Below are 18408 nucleotides of genomic sequence, written 5' to 3'. Positions count from 1 at the left end.
GAGTCTGTCGGGCTGCAGCATCGTCCCGGCACAGCACGACGAGCGGCCGCCAGCAACGGGCACAGCTCATGCTGTGCGACGCTATTTTCGTACTCCAGCGGCAAATGCGTTACCGGCAAAACCTTCAATACGGCTACGCCGCCGTCTTCAGCACGACCTTCGTCCATCCTTCATCTCTAGCGTCGAAATGGGCGTAACCCTCCGCCGCCTTTTCGAGCGGTAGCTGGTGAGAGATGATTTCAGATGGCTTCGCTTTGCCTGCGGCTATGAGGTCGCGCAGCTTCCGGTTATACGCCTTCACGTTCGCCTGGCCCGTCGCGATATGTTGGCCTTTCATCCAAAGCTGGCCGAAGTCGAGCGCGAGCTGGCCCTTCTTGGCGAGTGCGTCTTCAGCTTTCGGGTCCTCGGCGACAAAAACGCCGACGACGCCGATACCTCCAGTCGGCCGCACCGCCTTGATGAGGTTGTTCATTGTCGCGTTGGGCACTTCGTGGCCTTTGCAACTGCACTGGTATCCGACGCATTCGCAGCCTCGGTCTGCGCCTTCGCCACCGGTTAGCTCCATCACCTGGTCAGCCGATGAGCCATCGCTGTCATCAATCGGAATGGCTCCGAGCTTTTCCGCGAGCGCCAGCCGGTCCGCATGCGTATCGACCACCATGACCTTACTTGCGCCTTTTATTGACGCAGAAAGAGCGGCCATCAGTCCGACCGGCCCTGCACCGTAGATGACTACACTGTCGCCGGGCTCGACACCAGCTAGAACTGTGGCGTGATAGCCGGTGGGAAAAATATCCGACAACATTACGTAGTCGTTCTCTTTTTCTTCGGCATCTGGCGGCAAGACGAGGCAATTAAAGTCGCCGAACGGAACACGGAGATATTCCGCCTGCCCTCCGCTATATGGACCCATGCCCGCGAACCCGTACGCCGCACCCGCGACCCCAGGGTTTGCGGTCAAACAGAATCCGGTCAGTCCTCTCTCGCAGTTCTTGCAAAACCCGCAGCCAATATTGAAGGGAAGGCATACCCGGTCACCCACCTTGATGCGCTCGACGCCTTTTCCGACCTCGGCGACAACGCCAAGATTCTCGTGGCCGAGGATGCGTCCGGTTTCCATGTTCGTGCGACCTTCGTACATGTGCAGGTCTGAACCGCAGATGTTGGTGGTCGTGATTTTCACAAGGACGTCGGTCGGCTTCTCAATTTTAGCGTCGGGCATTTCCTTCACGACGACTTTGCGTGGCCCCTCATAAACAAGTGCTTTCATTTTCCTATCTCCATTGAAATTGGCGGCACTGCCGTTCGGACAGCGTGGCAACAAGTCAGCATCTCCCGTGCCTCAAGGTGTCGGCATGGTTGGCCGTCGACTGGTCCAGCAATTGCTCAATGGTCAAAATCAGCACGCGCCGGATATTCAAGCGCCAAGGAGAACACGATGTCGGCAAACAATGGGGAGGACCCAAAAAAGCGCACCACGGAACAGAAGATTGAGGTTCGAAAGGGTCAGGTAACAGAGAAGATGTCACGCGAGGCCTTCAGGCAGCGATTCATGGCCAGATTTTATGACCCTGCGTTTCGTGGCGAAGACGCATCGCTTGGACGGCTCGAAGAAATCGCATGGGACGCGTATGCGGAAGGACGGAAGTCCCCCATCACGGCCAAGGCCGGACCGGGATTCACTGACCCAGACTACGATTTATCTGTCGAATGGCGTGATGCCAGTGAGCGAATCAAGGCTGCACAGCGCAAGCAGGCCGACCCATCATCGACGAGTCGCATTCTCCTTGTGAACGCGTCATCTCGCAACGACTATTCATGTCCGGGCGAGATGTCGAAAAGCTTCCGTATGTCGAAGCTTGTCCAGACCACGCTCGAATCGAACAGCATCGAAGTGGACTTGCTGGACCTGTCTCGCCTCACGTCGGACCGCGATTTACACATCCACCCCTGCAAGGGTTGTGTCTCAACGGCTATGCCTCTTTGTCACTGGCCGTGTAGCTGCTATCCCAATCATTCGCTCGGGATGGTGAACGACTGGATGAACGAGATATACGAGCGCTTTGTGGCGGCCCACGCCGTTATCTTCATCACACCGGTGTATTGGTATCAGGTGAGCAGCCCGCTCAAGCTCCTGATGGATAGGCTTGTATGTGCTGATGGTGGAAATCCCGACCCGACGAGCACGCACGGGAAAAAGGCGGAAGAGGCGAAAAAGCTGGAGCTTGCTGGGTGGGACTATCCGAAGCACCTCGCAGGCCGTGCCTACGGACTGGTCGTCCACGGCGACGTCGCGGGCATCGAAGGTTCTCGCCGTGCGCTGACTGACTGGCTGGACTGGATGGGCTTCGTTGAAGCGGGAGGCAAATCTCGTCTCGACCGGTTTATCGGCTATTACGAACCCTATGCAACGAGTCATGCCACCCTGGATGCAGACGACGATATGCAAAAGGAAGTGGTGAATGTCGCGCTTGCCATTGCGAACGCCGTCACCGCCATCAGAGCGGGCAAGCTCGAAGAACCCGACGCGAACCTGGAAGCGCCACGGTCAAAATAAAGCACGGTTCAGTTGGACCCGATTCGGCAAGCGAGATAGCTGTGCTTAGCCAGGCCGAGCCATTGCATTGAACCGCCCTCACGGAGGCGCTAACCTGCAACAGAAGCAGTCCGACACTGGCTTGCGAAGCTGGTGTCGTCGCGTATCAGATAGCGACAGAAGAGGCGCAGTCACGTTCACGGCTTCGTCCGGTTTAGGGCCGCGGGAGCAGGTATCGAATGTTCAGTGCTCGCACGTGTATTCATGCACTTCCGGGTGCGGTTCGTCCAGAAGGTTATGAATCAGCTTTATCAGCTGACCTATGGGGGCTGGCTTCAACCAAAGCGCATCCCATAGCTGTTCACTCGGATGAGGCGGCAACGCGGCCGACAACATCACCACTGGAATGCCGGCCATCGCAACGTCGGCCTTCAATCGTCGACACAATTCAACGCCCTCAATGCGAGGCATCATCCAGTCGGTCACAATGAGATTTGGGCTCTCGATAGCAGCGGCAGCGAGCGCCGCCTGCCCGTCTAGCGCCGTGAGCACGCGAAATCCTTCCCGTTCCAGCAGCCATCGAAGGGGGCGCAGAATGTTTGGGGCATCGTCAACAAGAGGTATCGTCGCCAACTTACGGGCCACTTTCGCATCGACAGGTTAACGTATTGAGGCCGCAATAAACGTTCCTTGCCCTGCCGCCGCTGTGGACGGCCGTGCTACCGCGATTGGTCTTTGTGGCGCAGCGACTACAATTCATCCAGCGCGGCAATCTTTTCCGCTCTTCGGTGGTGCAAGTTACAACTTGGAGACCATATGGCCGGACCGTCTGCCCCCTCCGCAGCGGACCGCGCACGCTGCGCGGGCACCCTTGCCACAACAGCGCTTGGCACGCGCCCCAATCGACCGCCCGATTTCGCTGCTGAAAGCGAATCGATGCATCGTCTGGCGCGGGCGCTGACCTCGTCGGATGGCGCTATGCTCCAGACGCTCTCGGACATGGCACTTAATTTGTGTGAGGCGGGTAGCGCGGGCATTGCGTTGCTGGAACGCGACACTGACGGCCCCCCGGTCTTCCGCTGGGCCGCGGTTTCGGGCGAATGCGTCGCCGCTGTAGGTACTACGCCTCCGGTGGAAGACAGCCCGAGCGGCATTGCGCTCGATTTAGCTACGGGGCAACTGTTCTCGTTTCCCCAAAACCACTTCGCGTGTCTGCAGCACGTTGTCCCCGAGATTATCGAAGAATTGGTCGTACCGATTCCTGGCGAACCGGAGCCATGGGGCACTGTTTGGGTGATGTCTCACGACAGGGAGCGCCTGTTTGACTCCGAGGACCTCAGAATCCTTACCAGCCTCGCGAACTTCACCTGCGCTGCGCTCACCATAATGCGGGCAAAGGCTGATGCTGAAGCCCGCGCGGCTGAAGCGGAGGCAGCGAGGAATGCACTGGCTCTGGCTGAAGCACGCAAGGACGATTTCATTGCGACCCTGAGCCATGAGTTGCGCAATCCCATTGCCCCGATTGACAGCGCCCTGACTGCAGCGCGGAAGCTCGCTTCTGACAATTCCGCCGTGTTGTCGGCTTTGGGTATCGCCGACAGGCAGATTCGGCTATTGAAACGTCTCGTGAGCGACCTGCTCGACGCGTCCCGGATACGGCACGGCAAACTTTCCGTCCGTCCATCCTACGGGTTACTTCAGGACATCGTGGGAGACGCGGTGACGGCGATGAAAGCTGACGCCAACAACGGTCAGCATCGACTGCATATCATTGCTCCGCCGTATCCGGTGACCGTCCACGCGGACGCCGCCCGTCTCACGCAGGTCGTGTCGAATCTGCTGTCGAACGCGGTGAAATACACCCCCCCCGGCGGCGACATCACTCTATTGGTAGAGGCACCAGACCTCAGCACCGGGTCGATACACGATTCATCGCCCCGCACTGCGGTCATCACGGTGAGGGACAACGGCGCTGGCATTTCATCTTCATTGCTGCCACACGTCTTCGACATGTTTGCCCAGTCGGCTTCGGCGCGCCGACATGTAGAAGGCGGACTCGGAATTGGACTGGCCGTCGTGAAGCATCTGGTGACGGCACACAACGGCACCGTCACAATTGCGAGCGCTGGCGAAGGCCAAGGGACGGAAGTCAGCCTGCAGCTCCCCATCGTCTGCGAGAGCACGGGCGAGGTCACCATACTCGCGAGGCGCACGATGGCGCCGATGCGCATCCTCCTTGTAGACGACAGCGCAGACGCGACGGAGGCAGTAGGCACATTGCTGGAACTGGAGGGGCACGAAGTGAAGCGCGCGCAGAGCGGGGCCGACGCGCTCTCGATAGTGGAGTCATTTACTCCGGATGTTGCCCTGATTGACATCACAATGCCTGGCATGGACGGCCTTGAGCTTGCGCAACTGCTTCGTCTGCGGGCGCAGTGCTGCCTGACGAAACTGGTGGCATTGACTGGCTACACCAACGCTGCCGGCAGGCTCCAGACTGACGAACGGATATTTGACGGTCATCTGACCAAGCCGCTGTCGCTCGATGACCTCGCAGAGGTTCTACGAGCTTCGTAGGGTTGAGTAACCCCGATGAAAAAACGAGGGAAGACGGGTTTCACAGGGCAGCCGCAATGGATATGTGCGCTCCGCTGAACGGCACAAAACAGCGTGCGAAATCGTGTTCCATCACGGCGCGCTTTTGCAGCACCAGCGCCGCGTTTCTGAGGCCACCTCTTGCCATTGGCATTTCCACGAAGCGTCTGTGGGAGAAGATGCGCAAGCATGCGATTGCGGCCGGGCCGCTTCATGGACCGTCCCCGCAGGTGCATCGACCTGTAACTGGAGTACGCGCATGGAATCTCACGATAAGGACGAACCGCTTGAGACCCGACTGGTTCAGGTCCGTGGCCAGGTGCAAGGCGTGGGCTATCGGGAGGCCTGCGTACGTCGGGCGAGGGAACTGGGCGTCACCGGCTGGGTCCGCAACCGAATGGATGGTTCGGTAGAGGCGATGCTGCAGGGCTCGCCAGAGCAACTGGCGGAGATGTGCGCCTGGCTCAGCGAGGGCATGTCCGCAGCGCTTGTCGACGCGCTTGAGGTAACCGAGGTGCCGCCACCGTTTGCCCGCTTTGACAACTTCGAGCGTTTGCCCACGCTGTAAAGGCAAGCAAACCGCTCCGATGAAAGAAGGCGTCTTTCCGCATTCACGCGGTGCCGTCTTCGCAACTGAAAGCGGCTGAGTCAGTCACGACGACCGTTGATACCAGTTACGAGACGAGTTGACGACCTTGACTACGACCAGCATGACCGGCACTTCGATGAGCACGCCGACCACCGTTGCAAGTGCAGCACCGGACTTCAGACCGAACAGGCTGATGGCCGTTGCAACAGCAAGTTCAAAGAAGTTGGACGCGCCAATCAGGCAGGACGGTGCAGCAACGTCGTGCGATACGCCCAGTTGCCGGTTCGCCACATAGGCGAGCGACGAGTTGATAATCACCTGAATCAGGATAGGCACCGCGAGAAGCAGGATGACGAGAGGCTGAGCAATGATTTGCTCACCCTGGAACGCGAAGAGCAGCACAAGTGTCAGCAGCAGCGCAGCGATGGAGAACGGGCCAATCTTCGAGAGCGCTTTCTGGAAGGCCTGCTCGCCCTGACGTAGGAGAGTCTTGCGAATAAGCTGCGCAATGATGACGGGGATGACGATGTAGAGCACCACCGAGGTCAGCAATGTATCCCAAGGCACCGCAATGTTCGAGATGCCTAGCAGCAGACCCACGACCGGGGCAAACGCGAACACCATAATCAGGTCGTTCAACGCGACCTGAGACAGTGTGAAGTACGGGTCACCTTTCGTCAGTTGACTCCAGACGAAGACCATCGCTGTGCAAGGCGCTGCAGCCAGAAGAATCAGGCCGGCCACGTAGCTGTCGAGCTGGTCAGCGGGCAGCAGCGACGCGAATACGTGCCGCACGAAGACCCATGCCAGAAACGCCATCGTGAACGGCTTGACCGCCCAGTTGATGACCAGCGTCACGCCAATGCCTTTCAGCTGGGTGCGAACCTTGCCGAGCGATGCGAAGTCAATGCGCAACAGCATCGGAATAATCATGACCCAAATCAGAATCCCGACGGGGATGTTGACGTGGGCGAACTCCAGCGTAGATACGGTGTGGACAGCGCCGGGCAACATCTTGCCGAGAACGATGCCGACCACAATGCATAGCGCGACCCACACGGACAGATAGCGCTCGAAAAAACCGATGCCGCTCGGCGCCCGCCGAGCGGCCTTCGCGACTGTTTGACTGCCTGCCATCCTTACTCTCCCTTCTCACGCAGCGACGTGCCGATGTTCTGCATTTCCTGCTGGACCGCAACGCGGTCCAGCTTTTCGAGCGGCAGATTCGCGAAGAGCTCGATGCGCTTCTTCATCTGCACGTAGGCCTGCAGAAATGCCTTGCGCTTGGCGTCGTCAGAGCCCTCGGCCGTCGAGGGGTCAGGTACGCCCCAGTGTGCTTTCGCAGGGTGACCGGGCCAAATCGGGCATACCTCGCCGGCTGCGTTGTCGCAGACAGTAAAAATGAAATCGATTTGCGGTGCGCCGTCTTCAGCGAATTCGTCCCAGCTCTTGCTGCGTAGCCCTTCGGTCGAAATCCCCTGTGAACGCAGCAGGTCAAGCGCAAAAGGGTTCGGAGCAGTGCCAGGGTGACTGCCGGCGCTGTACCCCACGAAGCGGTCGCTCGCGAGTTCATTCAATGCCGCTTCCGCCAGAATGGAGCGTGCGGAGTTGTGGGTACAGAGGAATAAGACATTGTATTTTCGGTGTTCTGTCACAGACTTCTCCTGACGACGCCTAGTCGCGGTGGAATGGTTAACTCTATATCTCCAATATAATGGAAACGTTGTGACGCAGCAAGCGCGGGCGCAATGTGCGTTCGTCACATGCAGCCGTGACATTCGTGGGGCTGCAGTTCCGCCCGACGCCGGCGGCGTCGCGTTAGAATCGGCACATAACCTTGAAGACAGAGCCTTATGAAGGAAAAAGACGCCATCAAAGCTTTGGCCGCGCTCGCACAGCCGACGCGCCTGGCTATTTTTCGCCTGCTCGTCACAGCCGGGCCGGAGGGTCTCAACGTCGGAGTCATCCAGGAGCATCTTGACCTGGCTAGCGCGACGCTCTCCTTCCATCTCAAGGAGCTGACGCATGCTGGCCTGGTAACGTCTCGCCAGGAAGGGCGCTTCGTATACTACGGGCCCGAAATCGAGCACATGAACGACCTGGTTGGCTTTCTGACCGAGAACTGCTGCCAGGGAGTGGACTCGGCTGCATGCAAGCCCGCCAAGAGAGTGAAGTGCAAGCCCGTGACCGCATGAACAGACGCTTAATGCGGTAAGTCGCGCAGAAACACACTTCCATCCTGCGCATCATCCAACTGCAACGGCCGCCTCGTAACCTTGGGCGGCCGTTTGTTTTTGTCGCCGCCAATCAGCAGCAGCCGACTTTTTTCTCAATCACAGCCGGAATCGAGGTAACCGGGGCACAGCAGGCCCCGCCCGCTTCAGGAGCGGCCGACTCCCGGCTGTCCGCTCCGAACATCGGGATGCCGCCGAGGGTGTGATACGTCTCCCACGGGACGCCAGCCGGGTCCTGCGTCCAGTACTTGTTCGAGCTGGCGTAGCAGCACTGGGCGCCAGGTTGGTCCTGTACCGCGACGCTACCGGCTACGACCTGTTCGCGAAGAGCAGCCAACTCTTCGTCACTGTCGACCTGAAAGCCGAGGTGATTGACGCCAGTCTCACCGCCACGCGCTGAAATGGCGAAGTTCATGCGGGGGTCCTCCAGCATCCACTTCGCGTAATCGTCCTTGAGTACCGACGGTTCCGCGCCGAACATGGTGCTATAGAAACGCACGCTTTCGTCAAGCGTCTGGACAACAACGTGCACGTGAAATCGCTTCATTTACGCCTCCGTTTCGTTGGTCGCGCAGCCGCATTGCTCTGCTTGCTCCGCCGCGCAGCAGTTTTCCATCAGGAAATCCATGAGCGTCTGCATGTGGTCATAGCTGGCGCAGTAGATGATGAACCGGCCCTGACTCTTGCCTTCAATGAGCTCCGCGTGGGCGAGCTCCTTCAGGTGAAATGACAGCGTGGGCGCCGGGAGCCCCAGCTTTTCGGCAAGTGCTCCTGGACTCATACCCGAGCGTCCAGCTGTCACCAGAAGACGGAAGACCGCGAGACGGGTTTCATGTGCGAGCGCTGCAAGCGCCTTGACTGCCAGCTTCGAATCCAGGGTTGCCATGACGTGCCTTTATTGGTTGCTCGTCTGCACTTCTTTGCGCGAATCAGCGATTGCCCGGGAGGCCAGGTCGGTCGCTGGGTCGAGCGGACGGTCTTCCTTCACACGTTCGCTGTACCGGTCGACAAGATAGTCGGCACGCCCGCGAAGTAGCAGCGTGAATTTGACGAGTTCCTCCATGACGTCCACCAAGCGGTCGTAGTACGGGGACGGCTTCATTCGGCCATCCTCTTCGAACTCCTCGAACGCCTTTGCGACAGAACTCTGGTTGGGAATGGTGAACATCCGCATCCACCTGCCGAGCTGACGCAGTTGATTAACCGAGTTGAAGGACTGGGAGCCGCCACTGACTTGCATGACGGCAAGCGTGCGCCCCTGCGTCGGACGGATGCCGCCGCTCACCAGCGGCAGATGGTCAATCTGCGTCTTTATCAGACCGGTGATAGTGCCGTGGCGCTCTGGGCTGCACCACACGTGCCCCTCTGACCACAGCGACAGCTCGAGCAGCTCCTTGACCTTGGGATGGTTCTTCACGTCGATGTCGTCCGCGTGTGGCAGACCGCGCGGGTCGAAAATCCGCGTTTCCGCACCGAACGTCTGCAACAGGCGAGCAGCTTCCTCGACGAGCAACCGCGAGTACGAGCGCTGACGCAGCGAACCGTAGAGCAGCAGAATCCTGACCGGTGGCTGCCCCTCCATGCCGAGGCGCTCTGCAATATCGGTGTCGAAAAAATCTGTCTTGGCGGCTGGGAAGGTCCGGTCGCCATTGATTGCGTGAACTGTCATCTCATTACCCTGCTATTTGACATTTCCAATTTTATGGAGGCGTTCCGTCGATTCAAGACTGCTTTGCGGCCCTGCCGAATACGGCCACGTTCTCACTCCGATACTTGCATTCTACGACATTTCCGGTATTCTGGAAATGTGAAATCTTCTGAGGCTGCCATGGACTACGACGACCAGGTTTTGACTGACTCGCTCCTACCGGTATCGGGAGGGTGGCATTGCCGCTCCATGCGGGGATTCCTCATGCTGATGGCACACGGGCGAACTGCTGACGCAGCGACACAATCTGCTGGCGGGCGCGCTACGACAAAATCATGGTGCGGGTCGCTCCCGGCGGATGTAGCACAGGCGTTTGAGTTGGAGACTGGATACGCGACATCAGCGATTGCATTAACAGCAGCGGTCGACGAGAAACTTGAGCTTGCGCGATTCCTGGCTGCAGACGGCTCGTCGGCGGCTGTCCTCGTCATGGATGCGGAAGTCCTGAGCCGTGTCTGGCCGCCGTGTGACTGGAAGACGCCGTTGCTGCGAGTCCGCAATCGTCTCGCCGACGAGGGCTCGAAGTTTTTTGTCGCATTGACCGCGCGTCATGAGAAAGGAGGCGTCACTGGGGCATCTGCACGCCTGAGAGAGCGGTTCGTCGCGCTACGCGTCCAGCGGTATTGCGAACGGGAAGGAATCGGCTTTCTCGGCGCCGTACAGACAACCCCGCCGATGGCTGTGACACGCAATAGTTGGCCCCTCCATGAGCGGGTCGGCACCATCATCGCCCACAGACTCGCTTCCACTACGTTCTTTTGCTGCGACGCATTCCGCACCGGCGGTGCCACCGTCAACACACTGAACCAGATGAGAGGCTGAAGAAATTGAGCACGATGTCAAGTCGGGATGAGAACGCGAGTGGTACCGCGCCAGCAGGCATCCAAGACCGGCTCGTTACGTGGGCCTTGGCGCTGGCACAGCTGGTGTCTTGGGGTTCCGTTTATTATTCTTTTTCCCTGCTGGTCGTTCCCATGGAGCAAACCATGGGCTGGAGTCGGACGGCGATGAACGCCGCGCTCTCCGTAGGGTTACTGGTTTCAGGGTTCGCGGCCTATCCCATCGGGCGCTGGATTGACCATGGACTGGGGCGTCGCATCATGGCTATCGGGTCGGTCGTCGCCGCGGCCATGCTGCTGCTCTGGGCAGGCGCGCATTCGCTGACGGTCCTCTTCGTTGTATGGATAGGCCTCGGGATTTCGATGGCTGCCACCTTCTACGACCCTGTCTTCGCCGTTGTAACGCACCGGTATCCACGAAGCTTCCGTAACAAAATCACGCTCATTACGCTGGTGGCCGGGTTCGCCAGTACGGTCTTTATTCCGTTGACCCAGTTCCTCGTTGGCTCAGTCGGGTGGCGCACGTCGCTTGTTGTCCTGGCTGCACTGAACCTCCTCGTCTGCCTTCCTATCCACGTGCTGGCAATCCGTTCGTCGAAGGCTGACGCGGGAGTACGGCCGACCAGTGGTGAGGTCAAACTGGCGAACGATGCGGCTACCCGCCGCGCGCTTCGTTCGCCAATTTTCTGGGCGCTCGCTGTCTGCTTCACTGCCTACTACGCGACGTTCGCGGCACTCACATTTCATCTGGTGCCGCTCATGGTCGAGCGCGGCGTGTCGAACGCCGTGCTGGTAACGACCATGGCGCTCATCGGACCCGCTCAGGTAGCCGCACGGGCCGTCTGGTTCACCTTCGGTCGCACGGTTCATGTTAGTACCGTGGGCATCATCATCGTGACGCTATTCCCGCTCTCGACCGTTATTCTGATAGGTGCCGGTCATTCGGCTGCAATGCTTTGGTTATTCGCGCTTTGCTACGGCGCTGCGAATGGCATGATGACCATCCTCCGCGGCACCATCGTGCAGGACCTGATGTGGACCGAAGGCTACGGCGCAGTTAGCGGCATGCTTTCGTTCCCGTCGAACGTCGCCAAGGGAATAGCGCCGATTGCCGCGGCCAGCATTTGGAGCTTCACTCGCGGTTATTTAGCTGTCGAGTGGACCGTGTTCCTTGTTTCGATAGTGTCAGCAATTGCGTTCTTCGTCGCTGTTCGAGTCAGCCGTCACACGGCAACTAGAGCCGCCTGATTTCGCTTCTAAATCGTAAGAGACAACTCCGACTATGAAGGTACGTTCCGCGCGAAGCGAAGACCTCGACGCCATTGCGGCATTGCTCGCAATGAATGAGTTGCCGGCTTCCGATGTCACACCCAACCTGTTACGCGATTTTGCCGTCGCAGAAGATGCCCACGGGTCAGTGGTCGGCAGCGTTGGCCTGGAGAGGTTTGGAGCTGACGCGCTACTGCGGTCATTGGCGGTTGCAGGGCCTGAGCGCAGGGCTGGATTGGGAAGCAAGCTGCTCGCACATGCAGAAGAGACGGCGCTCGCTTCGGGCATATCGGAGTTATGGTTGCTCACGACGACCGCGACCGACTTCTTTCGGCGGGCCGGCTACGCATTCGACGACCGCCCGAGCGCGCCAGCGGGGATTCAGACCAGCACGCAGTTCGCGCAGCTTTGTCCAAGTACTGCCGTCTGCATGAGAAAGAAGCTGAAATCCACTCGCGCGTAATACCCACGTCGTCGACAGGACGGCGAAGCACGTGTCGTGGTTATCCCCCCATGCGCGACGCCGGAAACGCCAACCAATCCCGCTTCTTCGTTAGTATGATTGTTTGCACTTTCCGGGGGCCTAAGCTATCCGTTCCACACCGAACGCGCCTCGTCGAAGTGCACCTGCACGTCACCGAAAGCTCTCTCTGTGAGCAGCTTTTTGCTATTCAGTTCGATTACGTGCGCGCCCATCTCATACGCCTTGAGAGCGGGAGACCGCGTCGCGCAAAGAATCAACTGAGTATCGTTCCGCACATACTTCATAATTGCCTTATGGATGACCTCGTAGTTCATCTGCGCCTGGTCCTGCTGGTTCGGGGTATCCAGTATCAATGCACTGACCACCTCGGTACCATGAATCTCAATGAGGTGATAAAGAGCCAACTGATATGCGAGATGCAAACGCGCACCTTCAGCGGCTCCGCCACTGTCGACGATACGACGGTAGTATCGCGACAAGACCGTTGTCGACTAAGTTGCTGCCCACGGGGCGGCGGTTCAGTGAGCGGAATGCAGCTCATAGGCTCATTCGGATTAATCTTCGGGAGCCAAACACGAGTCCGCAACATGGACTTGGATTTGAGGGCGCGGCGGCCGCGACACTCAAGTTGCTCGACGCGGCCGCGGAGTGAAGTGTCTACGAACCGCGGACGGGTCAGCTGTAGAAGGCCCAAGGGGGCGCGCCAAAATGCTTCTTGAACAACACCGCGAACGCACTTTAGTTGGCGTACCCGCTGTCTAAAGCAACATCAATGACTCGCTCTCCGTCTGCTATCCGACGAAGCGCGAAAAGAGCCTCGCCTGTTGGCGCCACTGGGCAAAAGACATCCCGGTGTCTTTTTGGAATACACGATGTATCGTCTTCGCTGTGGTGCGCACCTCAAATATCAGTCGCAAGTACATTAATTGGCGCGTCGCCTTCGTTTGACGAGTAGCCAAACGCGACGCTTGGGATGCGCGAAATTCGAAGCGAAGGTGCGTCTCGCCGCCTCCAAGGTTCTTCGACAGGACAGCCTCGCCTTGTACCCGAATCTCTTAAAGGCGACGATTATCCTAGTGGCTCCAATACGCAATCAAGGTCGCAATCTCGACCTTGGCTGGGTCAGTCCTTTGATGAGCGGGCTTCGAGTTGCTGAACCGAGGAGCTGGCGCAGGCCGTACGACGCCGCCGACATCGACGAATGTTTCTCTTGCCTTCAGGTGGTCGTTCTGGTGCGCTTCGTCCATGGACAAGACGGGGCTCACGCATGCATCGGTTCCATCGAAGATTGCGCTCCATTCTTCGCGCGTCTTCCCGACGAATGCATTCTCCAGCTTCTCTCGGATAGTTGGCCAGTTGCCCCTGTCCTTTCTCGACGGAAAACTTTCGGGAGCAAATCCCAACTTCGTGAGCATCAGCTGCCAGAACGGTTCTTCAATTGCGCCTACTGCGACCCACTTGTTGTCCGCCGTTTGATACGTGTCGTACCACGGCGCGCCACCGTCGAGTTCATTCGTGGCGCGCGGTCCCTGCCATTTCCCCTGCGCGCGAAGACGGTAGAACAGCGACATCAGGTAGCTCGCACCATCGACCATGGCGGCGTCAATCACTTGGCCTTGTCCGTTAGCGCGGGCATCTAACACCGCCGCCAGAATGCCGAAGGCGAGGAACATCGAGCCGCCGCCATAGTCGCCCACGAGGTTCAGGGGAGCAACCGGGCGTCCCTGCGTGCCTATAGCGTCGAGCGCGCCAGTGATGGCGATGTAGTTGATGTCGTGTCCGGCACTGGTTGCAAGCGGGCCATGTTGCCCCCATCCTGTCATCCGACCATAGACGAGTCGCGGATTACGTGCCATGCAAGTGTCCGGACCGAGGCCTAGCTTCTCCATCACGCCAGGGCGGTTACCCTCGACGACAACATCGGCGACCGAAATGAGGCGCAGCGCTTCGTCTCTGTTCTCCGGACTCTTGAGGTCGAGCGAAACGAAGCGGCGCCCACGTTGGGTGAAATCGCTCTGGCTGACGGTGGCCGTAGGGCGAGTGATTTGAATCACATCTGCGCCCATATCCGCGAGAAGCATCGCGCAGAAAGGTACCGGGCCAACAGCACCAAACTCGACTACCTTAAGTCCCTTCAGAGGTCCTACGTAGCTCATTGAGCATCCTTCTTAGCTTGTGTGGCGAGTCTCCGGCCGGCGAAAAGCACGCAGATGGAAGAGAGCAGGAACAGCGCTGCGACAACGACCATTCCAGTGGATAGGCTATGGGTTTGCTGCTGTATGCGGCCGATTAGCAACGGAGCGAGCCAGCCGCCTACGATTGCCCCGAATGAGCTGATGACTGCAATCACAGCGGGTCGAATCCGTTGGGGGAGATAGGTCTGCGGAATCGACCAGAAGATAGCAAGCGATGCGTAGACCCCGATGTTGGCGAGCATGAAGCCGATGAGCGCCGTCGAAAGGTTGCTGGAGATGGCAACCGTCGCGTATCCAATGGCGGCGATGAGCGTGCACGCGACTGTATGCCCGATTCGTTCCTTTAGGCGGTCGGAGCGACGGGACAGCATTGTCATTCCAACCATGCCGGCAAGCGGCGGAATCGCTGCTACCAGGCCAATGTGGGTTAACGGCACGCCGTAAAGATGAAGGATTTGGGGCAACCAAGCACCAACCGTCGCGTTGCCGCAGAAGATGCCAACGTATCCCAGAATGAGCACCCAGAGCACAGGCTGCCGGAGGGCTGCAAAGGTATTCAGTTCCGCAGTCGGCGATTTCTTCAAATTCGAGATTTCGAGTTCGTTGGCCAACCAGGCTTTCTCGTCTCTCGAGAGCCACTTCGCCTGATTCGGTCGGTCGGTGAGGTAGAAAATCCCGAACACCCCGAGCATTACAGCTGGCAAACCCTCCAGCAGAAACAGCCACTTCCAGCCGGGAAGCCCGAATGTTCCATTAAGCTGCAGGATGGCGCCGGACACCAACGACGCGAGAACGTACGCTGCCGGAACCGAGTACGTAAAGATTGCGTTGTATCGCGCGCGGTAGTCGTCGGGAATCCAGTAGCTCAAGTACAAGAACACACCCGGGGTCAGCCCCGCTTCGGCAATACCAAGCAGCGCGCGCACGGTATAGAAGCTGATTGGGCCAGTCACGAACGCCATACACATGGTCACCAATCCGAACAGCATGGCAATACGTGTCAACGTAATTCGCGCCCCGAATCGCGCCAGCGCAAGGTTGCTCGGCACCTCAAACAACGAGTAGCCCAGAAACAAGATGCCCAGCCCGATGCTGTACATCTGCGGAGTAAGCCCGAGCTCCTTGTTCATCGAAAACGAGGCAAAGCTCAGATTGCCGCGGTCGAGCACCGACACGACATAAAGGGCAATCAAGTACCACATCAGCCGCTGGCCGATGCGGGAAACCGTGCGCGCGCCGTCAATCCCAATCGCGGCTGCGGGGCGGCCGTCGTCGAGAGCCGCTTCGATGGTCGTTCTCTGTGGCAGGGACACGTGTTCTCCAAGTTTTATATGTGGATGGGCCAATCTGGTGGGTGCAAATATAAGATTTCGCAGAAATCCTACCAAGTCCGGGAAATCCCTATCGAGGAGGATTGAAGCCGTGTCGTGCGAGAAGTAAACGTATATAAATCAATAATTTGTGGCAAATTATGCCTATGGGCATCGATGCATTGATTCGTTCAGAAGCCAAGTTTTCCCCTCCTTGAGCAGTTGACCAACCCTGCGTCTTCACTTAAATTGGTCCCACCAATTTGAAAATGTGGAGTCCCACAATGCTTTCTCACGAAGACAACGAAGCGCTGGTTCGCGTCGGCGCAGGTACCCCCACCGGTCAGTTCATGCGCCTCTTCTGGCTGCCGTTTTTGCCGTCGTCGGACCTGGTCGCCGACGGCGAGTCGCAACGTGTGCGGCTGCTGGGTGAAGACTTGCTCGCGTTTCGCGATAGCGAGGGGCGAGTGGGTCTCATTGACCATGTCTGTCCTCACCGCGGCGCGCCGCTAGTCTTCGGTCGCAATGAGAAGTGCGGTCTGCGCTGCGTGTATCACGGCTGGCAGTTCGGCGTCGACGGTCGCGTGCTGGATACGCCGGCCGAGCCCGAAGAGAGCCGCCTGAAGGAGAAGGTCCGCATCAAGAACTATCCGTGTCAGGAGCGCAACGGCATCGTGTGGGCATACATGGGCGAAGCGCCGCGTGATGCACTGCCTCCACTGCCGGACCTCGAATGGAACATGGTTCCCATGGAGAACGTGCACTTCAGCTTCCGTGTCCAGGAATGCAACTGGCTGCAGGCTGTCGAGGGCGAAATCGATTCAGCCCATGCCCCGATTCTTCATGGCCGTATCGACGCGCAAGGTTCTATCAACGACTGGACCGCCAAGAAAGACTTGCGCCCGGTGTTCGAATGCCAACGGCGCGATTTCGGCATCAGCATCGCGTCTCGTCGTGCGCTCGACGAGAAGAACCACTACTGGCGTGTGAACCAGTTCCTATTCCCGTTCTACACGCTGGTGCCTCCGCAGTCGAAGTATCCCGAGCTCAGCGGCCACGCCTGGGTACCCATCGACGACGAGAACACGCTCTGCTTGATGTTCTCTTACACACCGGCCACGCCGCTGTACGAGAAGTCCCGCAAGGTGTTCAAGGAAGGCTACGGTGGTCGTGAGACCGGCCACGCCAGCAAGGACGCGTTCGAGCCCCGTCCGGTATCCCAGCCGTACGCGAAGTATTGGACCAAGTTCAATCTCGCGTCGGGATTTTTGTTTAATTACGACGCTCAGACCAAGACCTGGTTCTCGGGGTTGCCCGGCCTGTGGGTACAGGACGCCGCCTGCCAATCGGGCGTATCGCCCATCTATGACCGCCGCAAGGAAAACCTCGGCATAAGCGACACCGGCATTGCAATGACGCGCCGCATGCTGCTCGAGAACATCCGCAAGCTCGCATCTGAGCGGACATCTCCGGTCCCATTGGACAACCCAGACTTGTGGATGGTCCGCGCGGTCTCCCTCACGATGCCAGCTGGTTCATCCTGGACCGCAGATGGAGCGGAGTTCATGAAGGCTCGGCTCGGTACCGACTTCGGATACACGCCCTAATCGTCGAACGCTCATTGCCAGGTCACTATGTCCCAGCCTAACGCCGACCGAATCGACGTCCGCCTTACCCAAATTCGGCTTGAAGCGGATGACGTCGCATCCTATGAGTTCCGCCCGATTGATGCTCCTTTGCTTCCGGCATTCGAAGCAGGCGCACATATCGACCTTTATCTTCCCGAAAACCGGGTGCGGAGCTACTCACTCCTCAATGACCCACATGAACGACATCGCTATGTGATTGCGGTACAGCGTGAGGTTTCGGGACGCGGTGGCTCGGCGTGGATGCACATGACGCCGCGAGTAGGAGACCGGTTCACCATCTCTGCGCCGCTCAACAACTTCCCTCTGAACGAACAAGCTGAGAACTCCGTGTTGATTTGCGGCGGCATTGGCATCACGCCGGTGGTGTCGATGATTCGCCGGCTTGAGCGCCTGGGCGCGAGGTGGCAGCTGCATTTCGCTGCTCGCCATCGCGCTCGGGCGGCATATGCAGAAGAGCTCGCGCTGGTTCCCGAAGCAGACAACAGGGTCAAGCTACATCTTGAAAGCGAAGGCGCCCGCATAGACATTCGACGGCTCGTCTCTGAAGCCCCCGGTGGCACCCATTTTTATTGCTGCGGCCCGCGCGGAATGGTTGATGACTTCATCGCCTCGTGTACGTCGCTACCACAAGAGCAGGTTCACTTCGAGCGGTTCGCGGCCGCAAGTGAGTCCGCTACTGAAGGTGGCTTCGACGTTGTGCTGAAGAAAAGCGGCCAGCGTATCCCGGTTCAAGCAGGAAAAACCATCCTCGATGCATTGCTCGACCGAGGAGTGGACGTCCAATACGCCTGCTGCGCCGGGGTGTGCGGAACGTGTCGAACCGGTGTCATTGATGGTGTTCCTGACCATCGGGACGACTTCCTGAACGACGAAGAGAAGGCCAGCAACACGGTGGTCATGGTGTGCTGCTCTGGCGCGTCCTCGAAGACGTTGGTGTTGGACCTGTAAATTAAACGGCTGAGAAGCCGCGCGCTATAAGCAGCGCGAACTGGAATATTGG

The 18408-nt window shown here is 58.7% G+C and carries 19 protein-coding genes; 9 read left to right on the top strand and 10 right to left on the bottom strand.

Translation table 11 applies throughout. The features are described 5' to 3' along the window. Positions 1–133: 133 nt before the first annotated feature. Positions 134–1270 (bottom strand): glutathione-independent formaldehyde dehydrogenase, encoded by a 1137-nt coding sequence (locus tag PQQ52_RS01435; protein WP_408206166.1) that lies wholly within the window; start codon positions 1268–1270, stop codon positions 134–136. 252 nt (positions 1271–1522) lie between these two features. On the opposite strand from PQQ52_RS01435, the gene PQQ52_RS01430 reads away from it, so the two are divergent. Next, positions 1523–2557: a flavodoxin family protein gene (locus PQQ52_RS01430; protein WP_408206770.1), complete on the top strand. Its 1035-nt coding sequence runs from the start codon at positions 1523–1525 to the stop codon at positions 2555–2557. Between the two features lie 222 nt (positions 2558–2779). Here PQQ52_RS01430 and PQQ52_RS01425 read toward each other — a convergent pair whose 3' ends face one another. Then, positions 2780–3181 carry a response regulator gene (locus tag PQQ52_RS01425; protein ID WP_408206164.1) on the bottom strand — a complete coding sequence of 134 codons (402 nt, stop codon included), beginning with the start codon at positions 3179–3181 and terminating at the stop codon, positions 2780–2782. A 171-nt stretch (positions 3182–3352) separates the two neighbouring features. Between PQQ52_RS01425 and PQQ52_RS01420 the strand changes: the two genes are divergently transcribed. Further along, positions 3353–5113: a hybrid sensor histidine kinase/response regulator gene (locus tag PQQ52_RS01420; protein WP_408206162.1), complete on the top strand. Its 1761-nt coding sequence runs from the start codon at positions 3353–3355 to the stop codon at positions 5111–5113. Between the two features lie 277 nt (positions 5114–5390). Further along, positions 5391–5699, top strand: a complete 309-nt coding sequence (locus PQQ52_RS01415; protein WP_408206160.1) for an acylphosphatase — start codon at positions 5391–5393, stop codon at positions 5697–5699. A gap of 84 nt (positions 5700–5783) precedes the next feature. Here the strand turns inward: PQQ52_RS01415 and arsB are convergent, their stop codons facing one another. Both arsB and PQQ52_RS01405 read right to left on the bottom strand, forming a co-directional pair. Further along, complete coding sequence (gene arsB / locus PQQ52_RS01410) at positions 5784–6857, bottom strand: ACR3 family arsenite efflux transporter (protein ID WP_408206158.1); 1074 nt, start codon at positions 6855–6857, stop codon at positions 5784–5786. A gap of 2 nt (positions 6858–6859) precedes the next feature. Then, complete coding sequence (locus tag PQQ52_RS01405) at positions 6860–7375, bottom strand: arsenate reductase ArsC (protein WP_408206156.1); 516 nt, start codon at positions 7373–7375, stop codon at positions 6860–6862. 198 nt (positions 7376–7573) lie between these two features. On the opposite strand from PQQ52_RS01405, the gene PQQ52_RS01400 reads away from it, so the two are divergent. Then, a complete protein-coding gene (locus PQQ52_RS01400) occupies positions 7574–7915 on the top strand; it encodes an ArsR/SmtB family transcription factor (RefSeq protein WP_408206154.1) in 342 nt (113 codons plus the stop codon). Positions 7916–8027: 112 nt separating this feature from the next. Here the strand turns inward: PQQ52_RS01400 and PQQ52_RS01395 are convergent, their stop codons facing one another. Genes PQQ52_RS01395 through arsH form a run of 3 tightly spaced genes read right to left on the bottom strand, consistent with a single transcriptional unit; the run spans position 8028 to position 9536 of the window. Beyond that, positions 8028–8501, bottom strand: coding sequence for an ArsI/CadI family heavy metal resistance metalloenzyme (locus PQQ52_RS01395; RefSeq protein ID WP_408206152.1), 474 nt, complete (start codon positions 8499–8501; stop codon positions 8028–8030). Continuing rightward, on the bottom strand, positions 8502–8840 hold the full coding sequence (locus tag PQQ52_RS01390; RefSeq protein ID WP_408206150.1) for an ArsR/SmtB family transcription factor: 339 nt from the start codon (positions 8838–8840) through the stop codon (positions 8502–8504). It lies immediately after the preceding gene. Positions 8841–8849: 9 nt separating this feature from the next. Continuing rightward, on the bottom strand, positions 8850–9536 hold the full coding sequence (gene arsH, locus PQQ52_RS01385; RefSeq protein ID WP_408206768.1) for an arsenical resistance protein ArsH: 687 nt from the start codon (positions 9534–9536) through the stop codon (positions 8850–8852). 246 nt (positions 9537–9782) lie between these two features. Between arsH and PQQ52_RS01380 the strand changes: the two genes are divergently transcribed. From PQQ52_RS01380 to arsN2, 3 genes are read left to right on the top strand one after another with little or no spacing between them, the layout of a single operon-like run. Beyond that, positions 9783–10484, top strand: a complete 702-nt coding sequence (locus PQQ52_RS01380) for a hypothetical protein (RefSeq protein ID WP_408206148.1) — start codon at positions 9783–9785, stop codon at positions 10482–10484. 14 nt (positions 10485–10498) lie between these two features. Then, positions 10499–11749 (top strand): MFS transporter, encoded by a 1251-nt coding sequence (locus PQQ52_RS01375; protein ID WP_408206766.1) that lies wholly within the window; start codon positions 10499–10501, stop codon positions 11747–11749. Between the two features lie 34 nt (positions 11750–11783). Next, on the top strand, positions 11784–12233 hold the full coding sequence (gene arsN2, locus PQQ52_RS01370) for an arsenic resistance N-acetyltransferase ArsN2 (RefSeq protein WP_408206146.1): 450 nt from the start codon (positions 11784–11786) through the stop codon (positions 12231–12233). 125 nt (positions 12234–12358) lie between these two features. Here the strand turns inward: arsN2 and PQQ52_RS01365 are convergent, their stop codons facing one another. The 3 genes from PQQ52_RS01365 to PQQ52_RS01355 all read right to left on the bottom strand — a co-directional run bounded on the left by PQQ52_RS01365 (position 12359) and on the right by PQQ52_RS01355 (position 15762). Further along, the gene (locus PQQ52_RS01365) at positions 12359–12733 is read right to left on the bottom strand and encodes a hypothetical protein (protein ID WP_408206144.1); all 375 of its coding nucleotides are present in this window, start codon (positions 12731–12733) and stop codon (positions 12359–12361) included. A 594-nt stretch (positions 12734–13327) separates the two neighbouring features. Then, positions 13328–14410, bottom strand: coding sequence for a CaiB/BaiF CoA transferase family protein (locus tag PQQ52_RS01360; protein ID WP_408206142.1), 1083 nt, complete (start codon positions 14408–14410; stop codon positions 13328–13330). Next, on the bottom strand, positions 14407–15762 hold the full coding sequence (locus tag PQQ52_RS01355) for an MFS transporter (protein ID WP_408206140.1): 1356 nt from the start codon (positions 15760–15762) through the stop codon (positions 14407–14409). The genes PQQ52_RS01360 and PQQ52_RS01355 overlap by 4 nt, the downstream gene beginning before the upstream one ends. Positions 15763–16043: 281 nt before the next feature. Here PQQ52_RS01355 and PQQ52_RS01350 point away from each other — a divergent pair, with 281 nt between their 5' ends. Together PQQ52_RS01350 and PQQ52_RS01345 are read left to right on the top strand one after the other, a co-directional pair. Then, positions 16044–17366, top strand: coding sequence for a Rieske 2Fe-2S domain-containing protein (locus tag PQQ52_RS01350; RefSeq protein ID WP_408206138.1), 1323 nt, complete (start codon positions 16044–16046; stop codon positions 17364–17366). Positions 17367–17393: 27 nt separating this feature from the next. Next, on the top strand, positions 17394–18356 hold the full coding sequence (locus PQQ52_RS01345) for a PDR/VanB family oxidoreductase (protein WP_408206136.1): 963 nt from the start codon (positions 17394–17396) through the stop codon (positions 18354–18356). The last annotated feature ends 52 nt before the right edge of the window (positions 18357–18408 follow it).

Origin of the sequence: Paraburkholderia sediminicola, assembly GCF_046030555.1 — a bacterium.
Lineage (GTDB): Bacteria > Pseudomonadota > Gammaproteobacteria > Burkholderiales > Burkholderiaceae > Paraburkholderia > Paraburkholderia sediminicola_E.
This window is presented reverse-complemented; position numbering and strand designations above follow the sequence as displayed.

Bases quoted from the DNA above. Each gene is read 5' to 3' on its own strand.
- PQQ52_RS01415 (WP_408206160.1), top strand. From the start codon at position 5,391: ATGGAATCTCACGATAAGGACGAACCGCTTGAGACCCGACTGGTTCAG.
- PQQ52_RS01350 (WP_408206138.1), top strand. From the start codon at position 16,044: ATGCTTTCTCACGAAGACAACGAAGCGCTGGTTCGCGTCGGCGCAGGT.
- arsB (WP_408206158.1), bottom strand. From the start codon at position 6,857: ATGGCAGGCAGTCAAACAGTCGCGAAGGCCGCTCGGCGGGCGCCGAGC.
- PQQ52_RS01420 (WP_408206162.1), top strand. From the start codon at position 3,353: ATGGCCGGACCGTCTGCCCCCTCCGCAGCGGACCGCGCACGCTGCGCG.
- PQQ52_RS01430 (WP_408206770.1), top strand. From the start codon at position 1,523: ATGTCACGCGAGGCCTTCAGGCAGCGATTCATGGCCAGATTTTATGAC.
- arsN2 (WP_408206146.1), top strand. From the start codon at position 11,784: ATGAAGGTACGTTCCGCGCGAAGCGAAGACCTCGACGCCATTGCGGCA.
- PQQ52_RS01400 (WP_408206154.1), top strand. From the start codon at position 7,574: ATGAAGGAAAAAGACGCCATCAAAGCTTTGGCCGCGCTCGCACAGCCG.
- PQQ52_RS01390 (WP_408206150.1), bottom strand. From the start codon at position 8,840: ATGGCAACCCTGGATTCGAAGCTGGCAGTCAAGGCGCTTGCAGCGCTC.
- PQQ52_RS01360 (WP_408206142.1), bottom strand. From the start codon at position 14,410: ATGAGCTACGTAGGACCTCTGAAGGGACTTAAGGTAGTCGAGTTTGGT.
- arsH (WP_408206768.1), bottom strand. From the start codon at position 9,536: ATGGAGGGGCAGCCACCGGTCAGGATTCTGCTGCTCTACGGTTCGCTG.
- PQQ52_RS01345 (WP_408206136.1), top strand. From the start codon at position 17,394: ATGTCCCAGCCTAACGCCGACCGAATCGACGTCCGCCTTACCCAAATT.
- PQQ52_RS01380 (WP_408206148.1), top strand. From the start codon at position 9,783: ATGGACTACGACGACCAGGTTTTGACTGACTCGCTCCTACCGGTATCG.
- PQQ52_RS01395 (WP_408206152.1), bottom strand. From the start codon at position 8,501: ATGAAGCGATTTCACGTGCACGTTGTTGTCCAGACGCTTGACGAAAGC.
- PQQ52_RS01375 (WP_408206766.1), top strand. From the start codon at position 10,499: ATGTCAAGTCGGGATGAGAACGCGAGTGGTACCGCGCCAGCAGGCATC.
- PQQ52_RS01435 (WP_408206166.1), bottom strand. From the start codon at position 1,270: ATGAAAGCACTTGTTTATGAGGGGCCACGCAAAGTCGTCGTGAAGGAA.